Raw genomic sequence first — 16,731 nt, 5'->3', positions numbered from 1 at the left:
CGGCTCACGCGCCGGTCAGCCACGAACGCAGTCCGACCTCGCACGCGACGATGGCGTCGAGGCGCACGCGCTCGTCGTCGGTGTGCGCGAGGCTCGGGTCGCCTGGCCCGTAGTTCACCGCGGGCACGCCGAGGGCGCTGAAGCGCGCGACATCCGTCCACCCGTACTTGGGTCGCGCCTCGGCGCCGACCGCCGCCAGGAACCCCTGCACGAACGGGTCGTGGAGCCCCGGCCGGGCGCCGGCCGAGGCATCCGTCACCGTCAGCTCGTACTCGGGGAAGAGCCTTCGCATGGCCTCGATCGCCTCGTCGACCGTGCGGCTGGGCGCGAAGCGGTAGTTGACCGTGAGCACGGCCTCGTCGGGCACGACGTTGCCGGCCACGCCGCCGCGGATGCCGACCGCGCTGAGCCCTTCGCGGTACGCGAGCCCCTCGACGTCGACGGTCTCGGCCTCGAATGCGGCGAGCCGGTCGAGCGCCGGAGCCAGCGCGTGGATGGCGTTCACGCCCATCCAGGGCCGAGACGTGTGCGAACGCGTGCCGGTCGCGCGAAGCTCGACGCGCAGCGTGCCGTTGCAGCCGCCCTCGACCTGCCCGTTCGAGGACTCCCCGAGGATCGCGAAGTCGGCCTCGAACAGATCGGGCCGCGCCTCGGCGAGACGCTTGAGCCCGTTGAGGTCGGCGGAGACCTCCTCGTGGTCGTAGAACATCCAGGTGACGTCGTAGACCGGGTCGGCGAGTTCGACCGCGAGCTTGAGCGCGACCGCGACCCCGCCCTTCATGTCGGTCGTGCCCCGACCCCAGAGGTAGTCGACGCCGTCCTCGCGCTCGAAGCGGGTCGGCACGTTGCCGTTGATCGGCACGGTGTCGAGGTGCCCGGCGATCACGACCCGGCGCTCGCGCCCGAGGTGCGTGCGCGCGACGATCGTGTCGCCGTCGCGGTGCAGCTCGAGGTGGGATGCCGCGGCGAGCGCCTGCTCGACGAGATCGGCGAGCACGGTCTCGTCGCCCGAGACGCTCGGGATGTCGCAGATCGCCTTCGTGAGCGTCACCGAGTCGGCGGTCGGATCGAGCGGGGCTGGCGTCTCGTCGGGCATTCCCCGAGTCTATTCGGGGAGCCGCCGACGTCGCCCCGCGTCATCCGTCCGCCCGGGTCGGCACCGGTCGGTACCCTTGGAGCATGCCCGCGAACGAGACCGCCATCGCCCACGCCCGCACCGCCGCCGCCTCGGGTCTCACGACCATCGCGGGCGACGGCACCGTGCTCGACGCCTGGTTCCCGGCGCCGGCCATCGGCGATGCGGCGACGCCGCTCGCGGCCGAGCATGCCGCACTCGCCGGCGACGACGCCCGACGCAACGTGCACATCGAGGTCATCGAGCTCGAGATCGACCTCGACGCCGCCCCGGCGAGCACGGCCGACGCGTACCTGCGCCTGCACCTGCTCTCGCACCTGCTCGCCGCCCCGAACACGATCAACCTCGACGGCGTCTTCGCGCACCTGCCGGCCGTGGTCTGGACGAACGCCGGCCCGGTGCACCCCGCCGACTTCGACCGACTGCGCCCCGCCCTGCAGCGCGCCGGCATCCACGCGACCGGCCTCGACAAGTTCCCGCGCCTGCTCGACTACGTCACGCCGGCGCGCGTGCGCATCGCGGATGCCTCGCGCGTGCGCCTCGGGGCCCACCTCGCGCCCGGCACCACGGTCATGCACGAGGGCTTCGTGAACTTCAACGCCGGCACGCTCGGCAACTCGATGATCGAGGGTCGCGTGTCGCAGGGCGTCGTCGTCGGCGACGGCTCCGACATCGGCGGCGGCGCCTCGATCATGGGCACCCTCTCGGGCGGCGGCACGCAGCGCGTCGCGATCGGCGAGCGCGCCCTGCTCGGCGCGAACTCGGGCATCGGCATCTCGATCGGCGACGACACGGTCGTCGAGGCCGGCCTCTACGTGACCGCCGGCACCAAGGTCGCCGTGCTCGGCGGCAGCGATCGCACGGTCAAGGCGGTCGAGCTCTCCGGCGTGCCGAACCTGCTCTTCCGACGCAATTCGGTCAATGGCAGGGTCGAAGTGCTCTCCCGCGACGGGCACGGCGTCACGCTGAACACCGCACTGCACGCCTGAGTTCGTCGGGGCCGTTCGCACCGCCCTCCCGCTCCATTACAGTTGTGCCTCAGGTCGCCGGGCGGCGGCCATCGCCGTGGGCGATCACGAAGGAGTGACGTGGGCACCGACGCACCCAGAACCCGACACCATCGCTGGCTGAGAGCGCTCACCTGGACGCTCGCGGTCGTGCTGCTGCTCGTCCTCGTGGCGGGCGGCGTCGGCTGGTGGACGGTGCAGCGTTCGTTCCCCACGACGAGCGGGCGCATCGACGCACCCGGGCTCGTCGCACCCGTGAGCGTCTACCGCGACGACGCCGGAATTCCCCAGATCGTCGCCGAGAGCGACCACGACCTGTTCTACGCGCAGGGTTTCGTGCACGCGCAGGACCGGTTCTGGGAAATGGACTTCCGTCGTCACGTCACCGCCGGCCGGCTCGCCGAGCTCTTCGGCGCCACGCAGGTCGGCACCGACGCGTTCATCCGCACGCTGAACTGGCGGGGCGTCGCCGAAGCGGAGTACGCACTGCTCGACGAGGCCTCCCGTGCCTACTACGAGGCCTACGCCGAGGGCGTGAACGCCTACCTCGCCGAGCGCAGCGGCTCCGAGCTCTCGCTCGAATACGCCGTACTGGGGCTGCAGAACCCCGGCTACTCGCCCGAGCCATGGACCCCCGTCGACTCGATCGCGTGGCTCAAGGCCATGGCCTGGGACCTGCGCTCCAATCTCGGCGACGAGATCGACCGGGCGCTGCTCGCCACCGCGCTTCCCCCCGCGGAGGTGGCGCGCCTGCATCCCGGCTTCGACTGGTCGACCGCCCCCACCATCGTCGACGGGTTGCCGGCCGCCGCCGCGACGGCCTCGACGGGCACTCCGACCCCGCTCGCGAACGCCGACACGGCGACGGATGCCGCGGGCGGGCCCCTCGCGGCATCCGCCACCGGGGCCGTCACGACCGACTACGTGGCCGCGCTCACGTCGCTGCGCGCCACGCTCGACGGCATCCCGGCGCTGCTCGGACCGGAGGGCAACGACATCGGCTCCAACTCGTGGGTCGTCTCGGGCGCGCTCACCGAATCCGGCAAGCCGCTGCTCGCCAACGACCCGCACCTGGGCCCGGCCCTGCCGTCGATCTGGGCGCAGATGGGCCTGCACTGCGCCGCCCTCACCGAGACGTGCACGTTCGACACCGCCGGGTACACTTTCGCGGGCTTGCCCGGCGTCATCATCGGCCACAACGAGCGCATCGCGTGGGGCTTCACGAACCTCGGCCCCGACGTCGCCGACCTCTACCTCGAGCGCGTCACGGGCGACACGTACGAGCTCGACGGCGTGCAGCTGCCGCTGCAGGTTCGCGAGGAGACGATCGAGGTCGCCGGAGGCTCCCCCGTCACCGTGACGGTGCGCTCCACCGGGCGAGGGCCGATCGTCACCGACCTCGACTCGGACTTCGCGGCCGTCGCCGAAGGGTACCCAGCGGCGTCCGGTGCACCCGAGGGCGAGTACCAGCTGTCGCTCCAGTGGACCGCGCTGACGCCGGGCACGACCGCCCAGTCGATCTTCGCGCTCGACCGCGCCCGCGACTGGAACGAGTTCCGGGCCGCGGCCGCCCTGTTCGACGTGCCCTCGCAGAACCTGATCTACGCCGACGTCGACGGCAACATCGGCTACCAGGCTCCGGGTGCCGTGCCGATCCGCACCTCCGGCGACGGCACTGTGCCGCAGCCCGGCTGGACGACCGCCGTCGGATGGGCGGGCGAGGTGGCGTTCGACGACCTGCCGAGCGTCTTCAATCCGCCGCGCGGCTACCTCGTGACGGCGAACAACGCGGTAGCGAACGGGGGCCCGTTCCTCACCGCCGACTGGGACTACGGCTACCGGGCCACGGCCATCGAACGCCTCTTGAAGGAGCGCATCGACGCGGGCGAGAAACTCACGTCGGACGACTTCACCCGCATCCAGCTCGACACGAGCGATGCGAACGCCGCCGCATTCCTGCCGGTGATCGCCGAACTCGACCTCTCGGGCGACGCCGCGCGCGGGGCCGACCTCCTGGCGGACTGGGATGGCCGGGCCGACGAGAGCAGCCCGCAGGCCGCGTACTTCGCCGTCTTCTGGCGCACCCTGCTCGCCGACATGTTCGACTCGCTGCCCGAGCAGACCCGCCCGACCGGCGGCGATCGGTGGTACACGGTCGTCGGCACGCTGCTGGGCGAGCCCGACGCCGCCTGGTGGACGAACGAGCGCCTCGGCGTCGCCGGCCGGGACGCGATGATCGCCGACGCCCTCGACGAGGCCTGGGGCGAGGCCACGAGCCGCATGGGCGGCAACGCCGACACGTGGCGCTGGGGTCGCCTGCACACCCTGACGCTCACGAACCCGAGCTTCGGCACCTCCGGCATCGCGCCCATCGAATGGCTCTTCAACCGCGGCCCCTACGAGGTCGGCGGCGGATCGTCGATCGTGAACGCCACCGGCTGGGACGCGACGCAGGGCTACGGCGTCGACTGGGTGCCGTCGATGCGCATGGTCGTCGACCTGAGCGACTTCGACGCCTCGACCTGGGTCAACCTCACCGGCGCGTCGGGCCACGCGTTCCACCCGAACTACGTCGACCAGGCGCCGCTGTGGCAGCGCGGCGAGACTCGCGACTGGCCGTTCAGCCTCGATGCGGTTCGGGAGGCCGCGACCGACACCCTCGACCTGCGCCCCGTGACCGGCTCGGCTCCGGCGTCCGATCCGGCGTCGAGCGAGGCGCCCGCGGCGGAGTAGCGCCGAATCCGGCCTGCTCTGGCCCACGACCCCGCGGCCGCATCGGACGCCGAAGGGGCGCCGCGCGAACGCGGCGCCCCTTCGGCGTCTCGGTTGCCGCGGCATCCGTTCGCCCGAATCGGACGGATCGGCAGCGCGGCCGGTGCTCAGGCGCCGGGGTAGCGGCGCTCGGGCTCACCGATGTAGAGCTGCTGCGGGCGACCGATCTTGGTCTGCGTGTCGAGGTTCATCTCGCGCCAGTGCGCCATCCAGCCGGGCAGTCGACCGATCGCGAAGAGCACGGTGAACATGCGGGTCGGGAAGCCCATGGCCTTGTAGATGACGCCGGTGTAGAAGTCGACGTTCGGGTAGAGGCGACGCTCCTTGAAGTAGTCGTCCTGCAGGGCGAACTGCTCGAGCTCCTTGGCGATGTCGAGCAGCGGGTCGGCCACGCCGAGGCCCGCGAGCACCTCGTCGGCCGACTGCTTGACGATGGTCGCGCGCGGGTCGTAGTTCTTGTAGACGCGGTGTCCGAAGCCCATGAGCTTGACGCCGTCCTCCTTGCGCTTGACGCGCTCGACGAACTTGCCGACACCCTCGCCCGAGTCGCGGATCTGCGCGAGCATCTGCAGCACGGCCTCGTTGGCACCGCCGTGCAGCGGGCCGGAGAGGGCCTGGATGCCCGCCGAGATCGACGAGTAGAGGTTCGCACCCGTGGAGCCGACGAGGCGCACGGTCGAGGTCGAGGCGTTCTGCTCGTGGTCCTCGTGCAGGATCAGGAGGCGGTCGAGCGCCTTCGACAGCGTGGGATCGATCTCGTACGGCTCCGCCATGTTGCCGAAGTTCAGCCGCAGGAAGTTGTCGACGAAGCTCAGCGAGTTGTCGGGATACAGGAACGCCTGGCCGAGGCTCTTCTTGTGCGCGTAGGCGGCGATGACGGGCAGCTTCGCGAGCAGGCGGATCATCGTGAGCTCGACGTCGTCGGGGTCCTGGCCCTCGTAGTACGTCGACAGCGCGGAGACGGCGCTGGAGAGCACGGACATCGGGTGGGCCGTGTGCGGCAGCGCCGAGAAGAACCGCTTGAGGTCTTCGTGCAGCAGCGTGTGGCGACGGATCTTCTCGTCGAACTCACCGAGCTGGTCTGCGGTCGGCAGGGTGCCGTAGATGAGCAGCCAGGCGACCTCGAGGTACGTGGAGTGCTCGGCCAACTGCTCGATCGGGTACCCGCGGTAGCGCAGGATGCCCTGGTTGCCGTCGATGTAGGTGATCTCGGACTGCGTCGAGGCCGTGTTCACGAATCCGTAGTCGAGAGCGGTGAGCCCGGTCTGTCGCGTCAGCGTCGACAGGTCGATGCTCGAGGCGCCGTCGACGGCGGCACGAATGGGGAACTCCGCGGTACCACCCGGGAAGTTCAGGGTCGCCTGAAGGGGCTTCTGGCCTTCGGCTGCGTTCAGAGCGTCGCTCACGGCGCCTCCCGTGATCGTCATGTGCGGTCACCTGCTTTCCGTCTCGCGGCGTGGTTCGGCCGCGATCCGAACTACAGCCTAGACGTGGCCGGGGCACACTGTCGCATCCGCCAAGACAACGGGCGAGCAGTTGCGGGATTCGACAGTCGACGGCTCGTTCGACCCCTCGAGGGCTGTGTCAGCCCACAGTTCAGGCGCCGGATGCCGCGAGCCGCCGTGCTGCGGCGGCGATGCGTTCGTCGGTCGCGGTGAGCGAGAGCCGCACATGCTCGGGGTAGTGGTCGCCGTAGAAGTGCCCTGGGCCGGCGACGATGCCGAGGTCGGCGAGCCGGCCGATGGACTCCCAGGCGTCGCGCCCCTCGGTGGCCCAGAGGTACAGGCCGGCCTCGCTCCGGTCGATGCGGAACCCGGCTGCCTCGAGCGCCGGCAGCAGCACCTCGCGGCGGGCGCGATAGCGCTCCTTCTGCTCGGCGACGTGCGCGTCGTCGCCGAGTGCGGCCACCATGGCGGCCTGCAGCGGGGCCGGAAGCATGAGCCCGGCGTGCTTGCGGACGTTCGTGAGCTGCTCGATGAGCAGCCCGCATCCGGCGACGAACGCGGCACGGTACCCGGCCATGTTCGACTGCTTGCTGAGGGAGTACACGGCGAGCGTCTTGCTGCGGTCTTCGCCGCTCACCCGTGGATCGAGGATGCTGGGCACGTGCTCGGTGCTCCACGGGGCGTCCCAGCCGAGCTCGGCGTAGCACTCGTCGCTGACGATGATCGCACCGAGTTCGCGGGCGCGGGCCTGTGCCGCCCGCAGCTCGTCGACGCCGAGCACGCGGCCGTCGGGGTTGCCCGGGCTGTTCAGCCACACGAGCTTCGTCTCGGCCGGCCATTCGGCGGGGTCGTCGGAGGCGAGCGCATCGGCGCCGGCGATGGCCGCGCCGATCGCGTAGGTCGGATAGGCGGCGCGCGGATGCACGACGACATCGCCCTCGCCGACGCCGAGCATCATCGGCAGCAGCGCGACGAGCTCCTTCGAGCCGATCGTCGGCAGCACGTTGCGCTCGCTGAGACCGGTGCCCACCACGCCGCGACGACGTTCGAACCACTCGACGATCGCGCGCCGCAGTTCGGGCGTGCCCACCGTCTGCGGGTAGGCGTGCGCGTCGGTCGCCGCCGACAACGCATCGCGGATCACCGCGGGCGTCTCATCGACGGGCGAGCCGATCGAGAGGTCGACGACGCCGTCGGGGTGCACGGCCGCGCGCTCCCGATACGGGGTCATGAGGTCCCACGGGTAGTCGGGCAGCGCACCGAGCGCCATGTCAGTGCGCCTGCGGGGGCAGTGCGGAGATGACGGGGTGGTCCTTGGCGATGACGCCGACCTTGGCGGCGCCGCCGGGCGAGCCGAGGTCGTCGAAGAACTCGACGTTGGCCTTGTAGTAGTCGGCCCATTCTTCGGGCAGGTCGTCTTCGTAGTAGATCGCCTCGACGGGGCAGACGGGTTCGCACGCACCGCAGTCGACGCATTCGTCGGGGTGGATGTAGAGCGAGCGTTCACCCTCGTAGATGCAGTCGACCGGGCACTCGTCGATGCAGGCGCGGTCCTTGACGTCGACACACGGAAGGGCGATCACGTAGGTCACAGTGGCTCGAGGTCCTTTCGGAAGACTGGGTCTTCAGTCTATGCCGCGCCGAGGCCCGGCGATGGCGTGCTCGACGTGACGCCGGCCTGGCGCGTGCGCTGCGGCAGCCTCGGCCAGGCGACGACGAACACGGTCACGAGCGCGGGGCCGATCGACCAGACGGTGCCGGTGAGGTCGCCGACCACGAGCACCGAGCCGCCGGGCCCGGGAAGCGTGAGCAGGCCGACCATGAGGATCACGCCGAGCCCGGCGACCGCGGCGACCAGGCGGCCCCCGCCGATCGTGCGGAACGCGACGAGCAGCGCCGCGACGCCGACCAGCGCCAGGACCAGACCCCACGGAAGGCGCACCTCGCCGACCTGCCAGACCTGACGATGCCCGACCGTGCCGAGCGTGCCGTAGATCGCGCCCACGACGAGCGCGAGCACGAGCATCGCGATGCGGCTCCAGAGGCTCGCCCCACCGAGCTCGTTCACTGGGGGGTCACCGTGTACGAGACGGTGTCGTCCTGCGTGGTGAGGAGCACCAGGTAGGTCCCGTTCGAGTAGACGTTCGCGTCGAGCTGCCCGCCCGTCAGCGCGTCGCGCTGCTCCTGGGTCATCGAGGTGTCCACGGTGAAGCCCGCGCCTTCGAGCGCGGCGGAGGCCGCTGCGGCCGGGTCGGCCTCGGTGGACTTCACGACCACGACCCAGCTGTTCGACTCGCCGGTGCCGATGCCGACGGTGATCTGGCCCTCGACCACCGGGATCTCGGCCGGGAAGCCCTCGGGCAGTTCGCCGCCGAGGCTCACGTCTCCGCCGGTCGCGTCTTCGATCGCGCCCTCGACGCCGTTCTTCACGAGGCCCTCGACCGGGTTCACGCAGCCGGTGAGCAGCCCCGCCGCGAGGCCGGCTGCGGCGACGGCGAGCGCGGTGCGAACGGCCGCGCGCGGCATCCGGACCCTGAAGGAAGGTGATGACATCGGGACTCCTCGGTGGATTCGGTGTCCTCGGATTCTACCGGCGCCCATGCCGTAGCGTGGAGGCCCAGCCACCCGAGAGGATCGACGAAGATGACGACACCCGAGCCGGAAACCGCCCGCACCGAGGTCGAACTGACCTTGGACGGCGACGTCGCGATCGTGACGATCGATCGGCCGAAGGCGCTCAACGCGCTGTCCTCGACCGTGCTCGAGGCGATCGATGACGCCTTCGCGCGCATCGCGGATGCCGCGGCATCCATTCGGGGCGTGCTCGTCGTGGGTGCCGGCGGTCGCGCGTTCGTGGCGGGCGCCGACATCGCGGGCATGGCCGGCGCGACGCCCGAGGAGGGGCGACGCTCGGCGGAGCTCGGCCACCGCGTCGCCGCCCGCATCGAGGCGTGCCACGCCCCCGTGATCGCGTGCGTCGACGGGTTCGCACTCGGCGGAGGCCTCGAGCTCGCGCTGTCGTGCGACTTCATCTACGCGACGGATGCCTCGAGCTTCGGCCAGCCCGAGGTGCGCCTCGGCCTGATCCCCGGGTTCGGGGGCACGGTGCGCCTGCCGCGCGTCGTCGGCCCGGCCCGTGCCAAGGAGCTCATCTACAGCGGACGCCGCATCGGCATCGAGGAGGCCGTCGCGTCGGGGCTCGTCGTCCGGCGCTTCGCCGACCGGGACGCGCTGCTCGCGGGCGCCCGCGAGACGATCGCGCAGGTCGCGCAGAACTCCCCCGTCGCGGTCGCGAACGCGAAGCGCGTGCTCGTGGGCGCCGCGGGTCGCTCGACCGACGAGGCCGTCGCGATCGAGATCGGCGGATTCGGCGAGGCGTTCGGCACCGACGACATGCGCGAGGGCGTCGCGGCGTTCCTCGAGAAGCGCTCCCCCGGCTTCAGCCGCTGAGCGGTGCCGGTCAGCCGGTGACGCGCATCGCCAGCCAGGCGAAGCCGTCGAATCGCACCCCGTCGGATCCGAACATCTCGAGGTGCAGGTGCGGACCGGTCGACTGGCCGGTGGTGCCCACGCGGCCGATCTGCTGCCCCGCCGTGACGTGGTCGCCGACGCCGACCGTCATCGATCCGCCCTGCATGTGCGCGTACGACGAGGTCACGAGCGTGCCGGCGATGTTGTGCTGGACCTCGATGTTGACGCCGAGGCCGCCCCCGCTCGCCGTCGCGAGCACGACCACGCCGTCGGCGATCGCCATCACGGGCGTCCCGTTGCCCGGGTTGAAGTCGACGCCGTCGTGCACGGTCGAGCAGCCGGCGCAGGGTGCCGAGCGCGGGCCGAAGCCGTCGCTCTGGCGCTCGGGGGTGAGCACGGGCCACACGATGCGGTCCGACTCGATGAGCGAGATCGAGCCGACGCTCGCGACCTGCGAGAGCAGGGGCGGTGGGGCCGCCTCGACGGCGTAGGAGCTCGCTCCCGCGACGGCGGCCGGCATGACGACGTCGCTCGCGACCTCGATGTGCTGCGGCTCGAGCTCCACGGAGTCGCCCGTGTACTGGGCCGGCGCGTAGACGGAGGCGGTGGTGTCGCTCACGCTCACCGCGAGTGCGGGAACGCTGGAGCTGACCACCATCGCCCCGACGAAGCCGAGTCCGAGCAGCACCAGTCCGGACCGGCGCGGGAGCAGGTCGCGCATCGGCGGCACCGAGGCGATCGCGGCGCGGATGGCCTGATTCGCGGGGCGGACACGGGAGCGTGTGCCGCGAACGGCCGCGCGAGATCTCGCAGCGGCACGACGGCCGGAGTGGGGGAAGGTCATGGGTGGAGCAGGTTTTCTGGTCGGGGGCGTCCAGGTGAACCGTTCCAACGTAGGAAACGAATCTGTACAAACCCTCAACTTCGCCTGCGCAACCCGTGTGCACGCCGAGAATGCGGGCGCCTCGAGACGCGAAACGGGGCGGATGCCGCGGGCTGCTGCCCGCGACATCCGCCCCGTTCGAAGGTGCTTAGCCCTGCTTCTTCAGGCGCGAGGTGTTGCGGGCACGCGCCGTGGCGTCGAGCTCGACCTTGCGGATGCGCACGGCGGCCGGGGTGACCTCGACGCACTCGTCTTCGCGGGCGAACTCGAGGCACTCCTCGAGCGAGAGCTGGCGCGACGGCGTCATCGACTCGAACGTGTCGGAGGTCGACTGACGCATGTTCGTCAGCTTCTTCTCCTTGGTGATGTTCACGTCCATGTCGTCGTTGCGCGAGTTCTCGCCGATGACCATGCCCTCGTAGACCTCTTCGGTCGGGTTCACGAAGAAGGTCATGCGCTCCTGGAGGGCGATGATCGCGAACGGCGTGACGACGCCCGAGCGGTCGGCGACGATGGAGCCGTTGTTGCGGGTGACGATCTGACCGGCCCACGCGTCGTAGCCGTGCGAGATCGCGTTCGCGATGCCGGTGCCGCGCGTGGTGGTCATGAACTCGGTGCGGAAGCCGATCAGGCCGCGGCTCGGGACGATGAACTCCATGCGGACCCACCCGGTGCCGTGGTTGGACATGTTGTCCATGCGGCCCTTGCGCGACGCGAGCAGCTGCGTGATCGCGCCGAGGTACTCCTCGGGGGCGTCGATCGTGAGGTGCTCGAACGGCTCGTGGGTCTTGCCGTCGACCTGCTTGGTGACCACCTGCGGCTTGCCGACGGTGAGCTCGTAACCCTCGCGACGCATCTGCTCGACGAGGATCGCCAGGGCGAGCTCGCCTCGACCCTGCACCTCCCACGAGTCGGGGCGTCCGATGTCGACGACCTTGAGCGAGACGTTACCGACGAGTTCGCGGTCGAGACGGTCCTTGACCATGCGCGCGGTGAGCTTGTGACCCTTGACCTTGCCGACGAGCGGCGAGGTGTTGGTGCCGATCGTCATCGAGATGGCGGGCTCGTCGACGGCGATGATCGGGAGGGGGCGAACGTCTTCGGGGTCGGCGAGCGTGTCGCCGATCATGATGTCCTCGAAGCCCGCGACCACGGCGATGTCACCGGGGCCGGCGCTCTCGGCCGGGTAGCGGTCGAGCGCCTTGGTGAGGAACAACTCGGTGACGCGGACGTTCTGCACCGAACCGTCGTGCTTGACCCACGCGACGGTCTGGCCCTTCTTGATCGTGCCCTGGAAGACGCGGAGCAGCGCGAGGCGGCCGAGGAACGGCGACGCGTCGAGGTTCGTGACGTGCGCCTGCAGCGGGTGCTCGTCGTCGTAGACGGGGGCCGGGATGTGCTCGAGGATCGCCTCGAACAGCGGCTCGAGATCGTCGTTGTCGGGCAGTTCGCCGTTCTCGGGCTTGGTGTGGCTCGCGGCGCCGTTGCGGCCAGACGCGTAGACGACGGGAACGTCGAGGATCGCGTCGAGGTCGAGGTCGGGCACGTCGTCGGCCAGGTCGGAGGCGAGCCCGAGCAGGAGGTCCTGGCTCTCGGCGACGACCTCGTCGATGCGCGCGTCAGGACGGTCGGTCTTGTTCACGAGCAGGATGACCGGCATGCGGGCCTCGAGCGCCTTGCGGAGCACGAAGCGGGTCTGGGGCAGCGGGCCCTCGCTCGCGTCGACGAGCAGCACGACGCCGTCGACCATCGACAGACCGCGCTCGACCTCGCCACCGAAGTCGGCGTGGCCCGGGGTGTCGATGACGTTGATCGTGATGGGGTTGCCGCCCGAGTGGACGCCGTTGTACGAGATCGCCGTGTTCTTGGCGAGGATCGTGATGCCCTTCTCGCGCTCGAGCTCGTTCGAGTCCATCGCACGCTCTTCGACGTGCGCGTGCTCGGCGAACGAGTGCGTCTGGTTGAGCATCGCGTCGACGAGCGTGGTCTTGCCGTGGTCGACGTGAGCGACGATCGCGACATTGCGCAGGTCGTTGCGGGTGGCGTTCGCCATGTTCGGTCCTCTGGGCTGGTGGGCTTCGGATGCCGCGCCCCTCGGCCGCGAGGGCGGCACGACGGGGAACGCGGGAAGCGCTTTGGTGAAGGTCTGGGGATGCGCAGCCGAGATCGACGGCCCGCGCCCGACAAGCCTACCGTGCCGAGGCGGGCTTCGCCTGAGAACCGCGAACGCCCGGCATCCGAGGTTCGGATGCCGGGCGTTCGGCGGTGTGCGGCGAGCCGCGCGAGACCGGTTCGGGTCAGGCCCCGAGCTCGATGTTCGCGCCAGGGATGGCCGCGAGCAGGTCCTGCGTGTACTGCTGCTGGGGGTTGTCGAACACCTCGTCGGTGGTCGCCGCCTCGACGATGCGACCGCGCTGCATGACGCTCACGTGGTCGGCGATCACCCGCACGACCGCGAGGTCGTGCGTGATGAACAGGTACGTGAGGCCGAGTTCGCCCTGCAGGTCGGCGAGCAGGCGCAGGATCTGGGCCTGCACGAGCACGTCGAGCGCGGAGACGGCCTCGTCGAGCACGACGATCTCGGGCTTCAGCGCGAGCGCCCGCGCGATCGCGATGCGCTGGCGCTGGCCGCCCGAGAGCTCGTTCGGGTAGCGACCGACCAGGGTGCGCGGGAGCGACACCTGGTCGAGCAGCTCGAACACCCGCTCACGACGGGAGGCGCGGTCGCCCACGCCGTGCGTCGAGAGCGGTTCGGAGATCGTGTTGCCGATGTTGCGCAGCGGGTTCAGCGAACCGTACGGGTCCTGGAAGACCGGCTGCATGCGGCTGCGCAGGTCGAAGAGCTGCTTGCCCGTGACGCTGGCCAGGTCCTGGCCGCCGACGACGATCTTGCCCGACGTGGCGTCTTCGAGCTTCAGGAGCATCTTCGCGACGGTCGACTTGCCCGAGCCCGACTCGCCCACGAGCGCCATGGTGGTGCCCTTGGGGATCTGGAACGATACGTCGTCGACCGCGGTGAAGTCGCCAGCGCCACGGATCTTGTAGACCTTGGTGAGGTGCTCGACCGTGATCGCCGGCGGCGCCGACGCGGACGCGGCGAGCAGCTCGGCACGCGCCTCGGCCGTCGCGAGCAGGTCGATCTCGTCGCCCGCCGCCGTCTCGGCGTCGGACTGCATCGCCGCCTCGGCCGCGGCGATGCTGCCCGTGGCCTGGATGCGCCGCGACGCGAGGCTCGGGGCCGCGGCCACGAGACGCTGCGTGTACGGGTGCTGCGGGTTCTGCAGGATCTCGACCGACGGACCGGATTCGACGACGCGGCCCTTGTACATGACCACGAGCTGCTCGGCGCGCTCGGCCGCGAGACCGAGGTCGTGCGTGATGAACAGCAGGGTCGTGCCGAGCTCGCGGGTCAACGACTCGAGGTGGTCGAGGATCACGCGCTGCACCGTGACGTCGAGCGCCGAGGTGGGCTCGTCGGCGATGAGCAGCTGCGGGTCGGCGGCCAGGCCCATGCCGATGAGCACGCGCTGACGCATGCCGCCGGAGAACTGGTGCGGGAACTGCTTGAGGCGACGGTCGGCGTCCTGGAGGCCGGCCTGCTTCAGCACCTCGATCGCGCGCTTCTTGATCTCCTTGCGGCCGGTCGCGATGCCGTTGGCCTTGATGCCCTCCTCGACCTGGAAGCCGATGGACCACACCGGGTTGAGGTTGGACATCGGGTCCTGGGGCACGAAGCCGATCTTGCGACCGCGGACGCGCTCCATCTCTTTCTTCGACGCCTTGGTCAGGTCCTGGCCGTCGAGGAGGATCTGGCCGCCGGTGACCTTGCCGGTGCCGGGAAGCAGGTTGATGATCGCGTGCGCGGTCGTCGACTTGCCCGAGCCGGACTCGCCGACGATCGCGAGGCTCTGCCCGCGGTAGAGCGTGATGTTCACGCCGTCGACGGCCTTGACCAGGCCGTTCTGCGTGCTGAACCCGACCTCGAGGTTCTTGATCTCGAGGATCGGGCGCTCGTCGCCGTCACGGCGTGCGGTCGGTTCGGTCTCGTTGGTGATGTCGGTCATCGACGGGCCCTCGCCTTCGGGTCGAGCGCGTCGCGGACGACCTCGCCGAGCATGATGAAGCTGAGCACCGTGATCGACAGCGCGATCGACGGGAGGATCAGCACCTGCGGCGCGGTACGGAGGTCGGTCTGGGCGGCGCTGATGTCATTGCCCCACGACATGGTGCTCGACGGCAGGCCGACGCCGAGGAACGACAGGGTCGCCTCCGCGACGATCGCCGAGGCGAGCGAGATCGTGGTGATGACGATGACCGGGGCGATCGAGTTCGGCAGCACGTGACGCAGGAGGATGCGGAATCGCGAGACGCCGAGGGCGGTGGCCGCCATGACGTAGTCGGCGTTCTTCACCCTGAGGATCTCGGCTCTCAGCACACGTGCCGTGGCTGGCCACGCGAAGAGGCCGATGGCGAGCGAGATCACCCACACGTTCGCGTACTTCGAGAACACCGACATGATGACCACGGCCGCGAGGATGTAAGGGATCGAGAAGAAGATGTCGCCCAGGCGCGAGAGCACCGAGTCGATCCATCCGCCGTAGAAGCCCGCGAACGCGCCGAACGTGATGCCGAGGACGGCCACGAGCACGGTCACGATGATGCCGACCGAGAGCGAGGTCGAGGTGCCGTGGATGATGCGCGAGTAGATGTCGCAGCCCTGCTTGGTGAAGCCGAGCGGGTGTCCGTCGGCCGGCCCGCCGTTGCTGTTCGAGAGCTGGCAGTCGTTGTTCGGCGGAACCTGCGTGAACAGGCCGGGGAACAGGGCGACGATCACGACGAGCACGATGAGCGCCGACGAGATCCAGAACATCGGGCGACCGCGGAGGTCGGCCCACGCATCGGTCCAGAGGTTGGTGGGCTTGCCCTCGGCCTTGACCTTGTCGATCGCGACGAGCGGGGTCTCTTCGATCGGAGCGACGAAGTGCTGCTGATCGGGTCTGGTGTTACTTGGCATAGCGGATCCTCGGGTCGAGAACGGCGTACAGAAGATCGACCAGCAGGTTCACCACGAGGTAGATCAGCACCATCACGGTCACGAACGAGACGACCGTGGGGCCCTCACCGCGAATGATCGCCTGGTAGAGCGTGCGTCCCACACCGGGCACGTTGAAGATGCCCTCGGTGACGGTCGCGCCGACCATGAGCACGCCGAAGTCGACGGCCAGGTAGGTCACCACCGGGATGAGGGAGTTGCGCAGGATGTGCACGGGGACGATGCGGCTGCGGGACAGACCCTTGCTCGCGGCGGTGCGAACGAAGTCCTGACCATCGGTCTCGATGACTGACGCCCTCGTCAGTCGGGTGATCTGCGCGAAGCTGATCGTCGCGAGCACGATGGCCGGGAGTATCAGGTCTTGGGTCGGTGCGCCTGGCCCGACCGTGGTTCTGAACCATCCGAGTTGGATGCCGAAGATGTACTGGGCCACGAAGGCGACCACGAACACCGGCAGGGAGATGAGGATGAGGCTCACGACCAGGGAGCTGGCGTCGAAGATGCCGCCCTTGCGCAGGCCCGAGATCAGGCCGATCGTGATGCCGAAGAACATCTCGATGACGACGGCCATGAGGGCGAGACGGAGCGTGACCGGGAACGTGGTCGCGAGGATCTCGGACACCGGCTGACCCGAGAACGAGGTTCCGAGGTCGCCTCGGAAGATGTTGCCGAGGAAGATGAAGTACTGGACGATGAACGGCTTGTCGAGGTTGTACCTCTCGCGGAGCTGTTCGAGCACCTGGGGCGGCGGGGTCTTGTCGCCGAACAGGGCGACGATCGGGTCGCCCGGCATGGCGAAGACCATGAAGTAGATCAGGAACGTGGTTCCGAGCAGTACAGGGATCGCCTGCAGCAGTCGGCGCGCGATGTATCCGGCCATCGATCAGGCCTCGCGCTTCGGATTAGTGGACATGTGGAAGAAACCTCACCCTTATGCGAGTTCGACCCCACGATGCTACGCCGAT

14 protein-coding genes are annotated in these 16,731 nt (G+C 69.8%); 3 read left to right on the top strand and 11 right to left on the bottom strand.

Features of this window, described 5'->3' with window-relative positions; all coding sequences use genetic code 11:
- Window positions 1-4: 4 nt before the first annotated feature.
- Window positions 5-1,096 (bottom strand): succinyl-diaminopimelate desuccinylase, encoded by a 1,092-nt coding sequence (dapE, locus tag ATC03_RS07395; RefSeq protein ID WP_067875037.1) that lies wholly within the window; start codon window positions 1,094-1,096, stop codon window positions 5-7.
- 83 nt (window positions 1,097-1,179) lie between these two features.
- Here dapE and dapD point away from each other — a divergent pair, with 83 nt between their 5' ends.
- Together dapD and ATC03_RS07385 are read left to right on the top strand one after the other, a co-directional pair.
- On the top strand, window positions 1,180-2,124 hold the full coding sequence (dapD, locus tag ATC03_RS07390) for a 2,3,4,5-tetrahydropyridine-2,6-dicarboxylate N-succinyltransferase (RefSeq protein ID WP_067875034.1): 945 nt from the start codon (window positions 1,180-1,182) through the stop codon (window positions 2,122-2,124).
- Between the two features lie 99 nt (window positions 2,125-2,223).
- Window positions 2,224-4,875 carry a penicillin acylase family protein gene (locus ATC03_RS07385; protein ID WP_084003368.1) on the top strand — a complete coding sequence of 884 codons (2,652 nt, stop codon included), beginning with the start codon at window positions 2,224-2,226 and terminating at the stop codon, window positions 4,873-4,875.
- 146 nt (window positions 4,876-5,021) lie between these two features.
- Here the strand turns inward: ATC03_RS07385 and ATC03_RS07380 are convergent, their stop codons facing one another.
- The 5 genes from ATC03_RS07380 to ATC03_RS07360 all read right to left on the bottom strand — a co-directional run bounded on the left by ATC03_RS07380 (window position 5,022) and on the right by ATC03_RS07360 (window position 8,912).
- The gene (locus tag ATC03_RS07380) at window positions 5,022-6,341 is read right to left on the bottom strand and encodes a citrate synthase (protein ID WP_084003367.1); all 1,320 of its coding nucleotides are present in this window, start codon (window positions 6,339-6,341) and stop codon (window positions 5,022-5,024) included.
- Between the two features lie 169 nt (window positions 6,342-6,510).
- A complete protein-coding gene (dapC, locus tag ATC03_RS07375; RefSeq protein ID WP_067875030.1) occupies window positions 6,511-7,629 on the bottom strand; it encodes a succinyldiaminopimelate transaminase in 1,119 nt (372 codons plus the stop codon).
- A gap of 1 nt (window position 7,630) precedes the next feature.
- A complete protein-coding gene (gene fdxA / locus ATC03_RS07370) occupies window positions 7,631-7,951 on the bottom strand; it encodes a ferredoxin (protein WP_067875027.1) in 321 nt (106 codons plus the stop codon).
- 38 nt (window positions 7,952-7,989) lie between these two features.
- Window positions 7,990-8,427 (bottom strand): hypothetical protein, encoded by a 438-nt coding sequence (locus ATC03_RS07365; protein ID WP_084003366.1) that lies wholly within the window; start codon window positions 8,425-8,427, stop codon window positions 7,990-7,992.
- Window positions 8,424-8,912, bottom strand: coding sequence for a hypothetical protein (locus ATC03_RS07360; RefSeq protein WP_152030891.1), 489 nt, complete (start codon window positions 8,910-8,912; stop codon window positions 8,424-8,426). Before ATC03_RS07360 ends, ATC03_RS07365 begins: the two co-directional genes overlap by 4 nt.
- 90 nt (window positions 8,913-9,002) lie before the next feature.
- On the opposite strand from ATC03_RS07360, the gene ATC03_RS07355 reads away from it, so the two are divergent.
- Window positions 9,003-9,809 carry an enoyl-CoA hydratase/isomerase family protein gene (locus tag ATC03_RS07355; protein WP_067875021.1) on the top strand — a complete coding sequence of 269 codons (807 nt, stop codon included), beginning with the start codon at window positions 9,003-9,005 and terminating at the stop codon, window positions 9,807-9,809.
- Window positions 9,810-9,819: 10 nt separating this feature from the next.
- Here the strand turns inward: ATC03_RS07355 and ATC03_RS07350 are convergent, their stop codons facing one another.
- The 5 genes from ATC03_RS07350 to ATC03_RS07330 all read right to left on the bottom strand — a co-directional run bounded on the left by ATC03_RS07350 (window position 9,820) and on the right by ATC03_RS07330 (window position 16,646).
- Complete coding sequence (locus tag ATC03_RS07350) at window positions 9,820-10,551, bottom strand: M23 family metallopeptidase (protein WP_152030890.1); 732 nt, start codon at window positions 10,549-10,551, stop codon at window positions 9,820-9,822.
- Window positions 10,552-10,861: 310 nt separating this feature from the next.
- A complete protein-coding gene (gene typA / locus ATC03_RS07345) occupies window positions 10,862-12,766 on the bottom strand; it encodes a translational GTPase TypA (RefSeq protein WP_067875015.1) in 1,905 nt (634 codons plus the stop codon).
- 244 nt (window positions 12,767-13,010) lie between these two features.
- Window positions 13,011-14,777, bottom strand: a complete 1,767-nt coding sequence (locus tag ATC03_RS07340) for a dipeptide ABC transporter ATP-binding protein (RefSeq protein ID WP_067875012.1) — start codon at window positions 14,775-14,777, stop codon at window positions 13,011-13,013.
- Window positions 14,774-15,727 carry an ABC transporter permease gene (locus ATC03_RS07335; protein ID WP_067875009.1) on the bottom strand — a complete coding sequence of 318 codons (954 nt, stop codon included), beginning with the start codon at window positions 15,725-15,727 and terminating at the stop codon, window positions 14,774-14,776. The genes ATC03_RS07340 and ATC03_RS07335 overlap by 4 nt, the downstream gene beginning before the upstream one ends.
- Window positions 15,717-16,646 (bottom strand): ABC transporter permease, encoded by a 930-nt coding sequence (locus tag ATC03_RS07330; RefSeq protein WP_067875006.1) that lies wholly within the window; start codon window positions 16,644-16,646, stop codon window positions 15,717-15,719. Before ATC03_RS07330 ends, ATC03_RS07335 begins: the two co-directional genes overlap by 11 nt.
- Window positions 16,647-16,731: the final 85 nt, after the last annotated feature.

It is taken from the genome of Agromyces aureus, from assembly GCF_001660485.1.
Taxonomy (GTDB): Bacteria; Actinomycetota; Actinomycetes; order Actinomycetales; family Microbacteriaceae; genus Agromyces; species Agromyces aureus.
This window is presented reverse-complemented; position numbering and strand designations above follow the sequence as displayed.

Coding starts and splice junctions, on each gene's coding strand:
- dapE (WP_067875037.1), bottom strand. CDS start 1,096: ATGCCCGACGAGACGCCAGCCCCGCTCGATCCGACCGCCGACTCGGTG.
- dapD (WP_067875034.1), top strand. CDS start 1,180: ATGCCCGCGAACGAGACCGCCATCGCCCACGCCCGCACCGCCGCCGCC.
- ATC03_RS07380 (WP_084003367.1), bottom strand. CDS start 6,341: ATGACGATCACGGGAGGCGCCGTGAGCGACGCTCTGAACGCAGCCGAA.
- dapC (WP_067875030.1), bottom strand. CDS start 7,629: ATGGCGCTCGGTGCGCTGCCCGACTACCCGTGGGACCTCATGACCCCG.
- ATC03_RS07360 (WP_152030891.1), bottom strand. CDS start 8,912: ATGTCATCACCTTCCTTCAGGGTCCGGATGCCGCGCGCGGCCGTTCGC.
- ATC03_RS07355 (WP_067875021.1), top strand. CDS start 9,003: ATGACGACACCCGAGCCGGAAACCGCCCGCACCGAGGTCGAACTGACC.
- ATC03_RS07350 (WP_152030890.1), bottom strand. CDS start 10,551: ATGCGCGACCTGCTCCCGCGCCGGTCCGGACTGGTGCTGCTCGGACTC.
- typA (WP_067875015.1), bottom strand. CDS start 12,766: ATGGCGAACGCCACCCGCAACGACCTGCGCAATGTCGCGATCGTCGCT.
- ATC03_RS07340 (WP_067875012.1), bottom strand. CDS start 14,777: ATGACCGACATCACCAACGAGACCGAACCGACCGCACGCCGTGACGGC.
- ATC03_RS07335 (WP_067875009.1), bottom strand. CDS start 15,727: ATGCCAAGTAACACCAGACCCGATCAGCAGCACTTCGTCGCTCCGATC.
- ATC03_RS07330 (WP_067875006.1), bottom strand. CDS start 16,646: ATGGCCGGATACATCGCGCGCCGACTGCTGCAGGCGATCCCTGTACTG.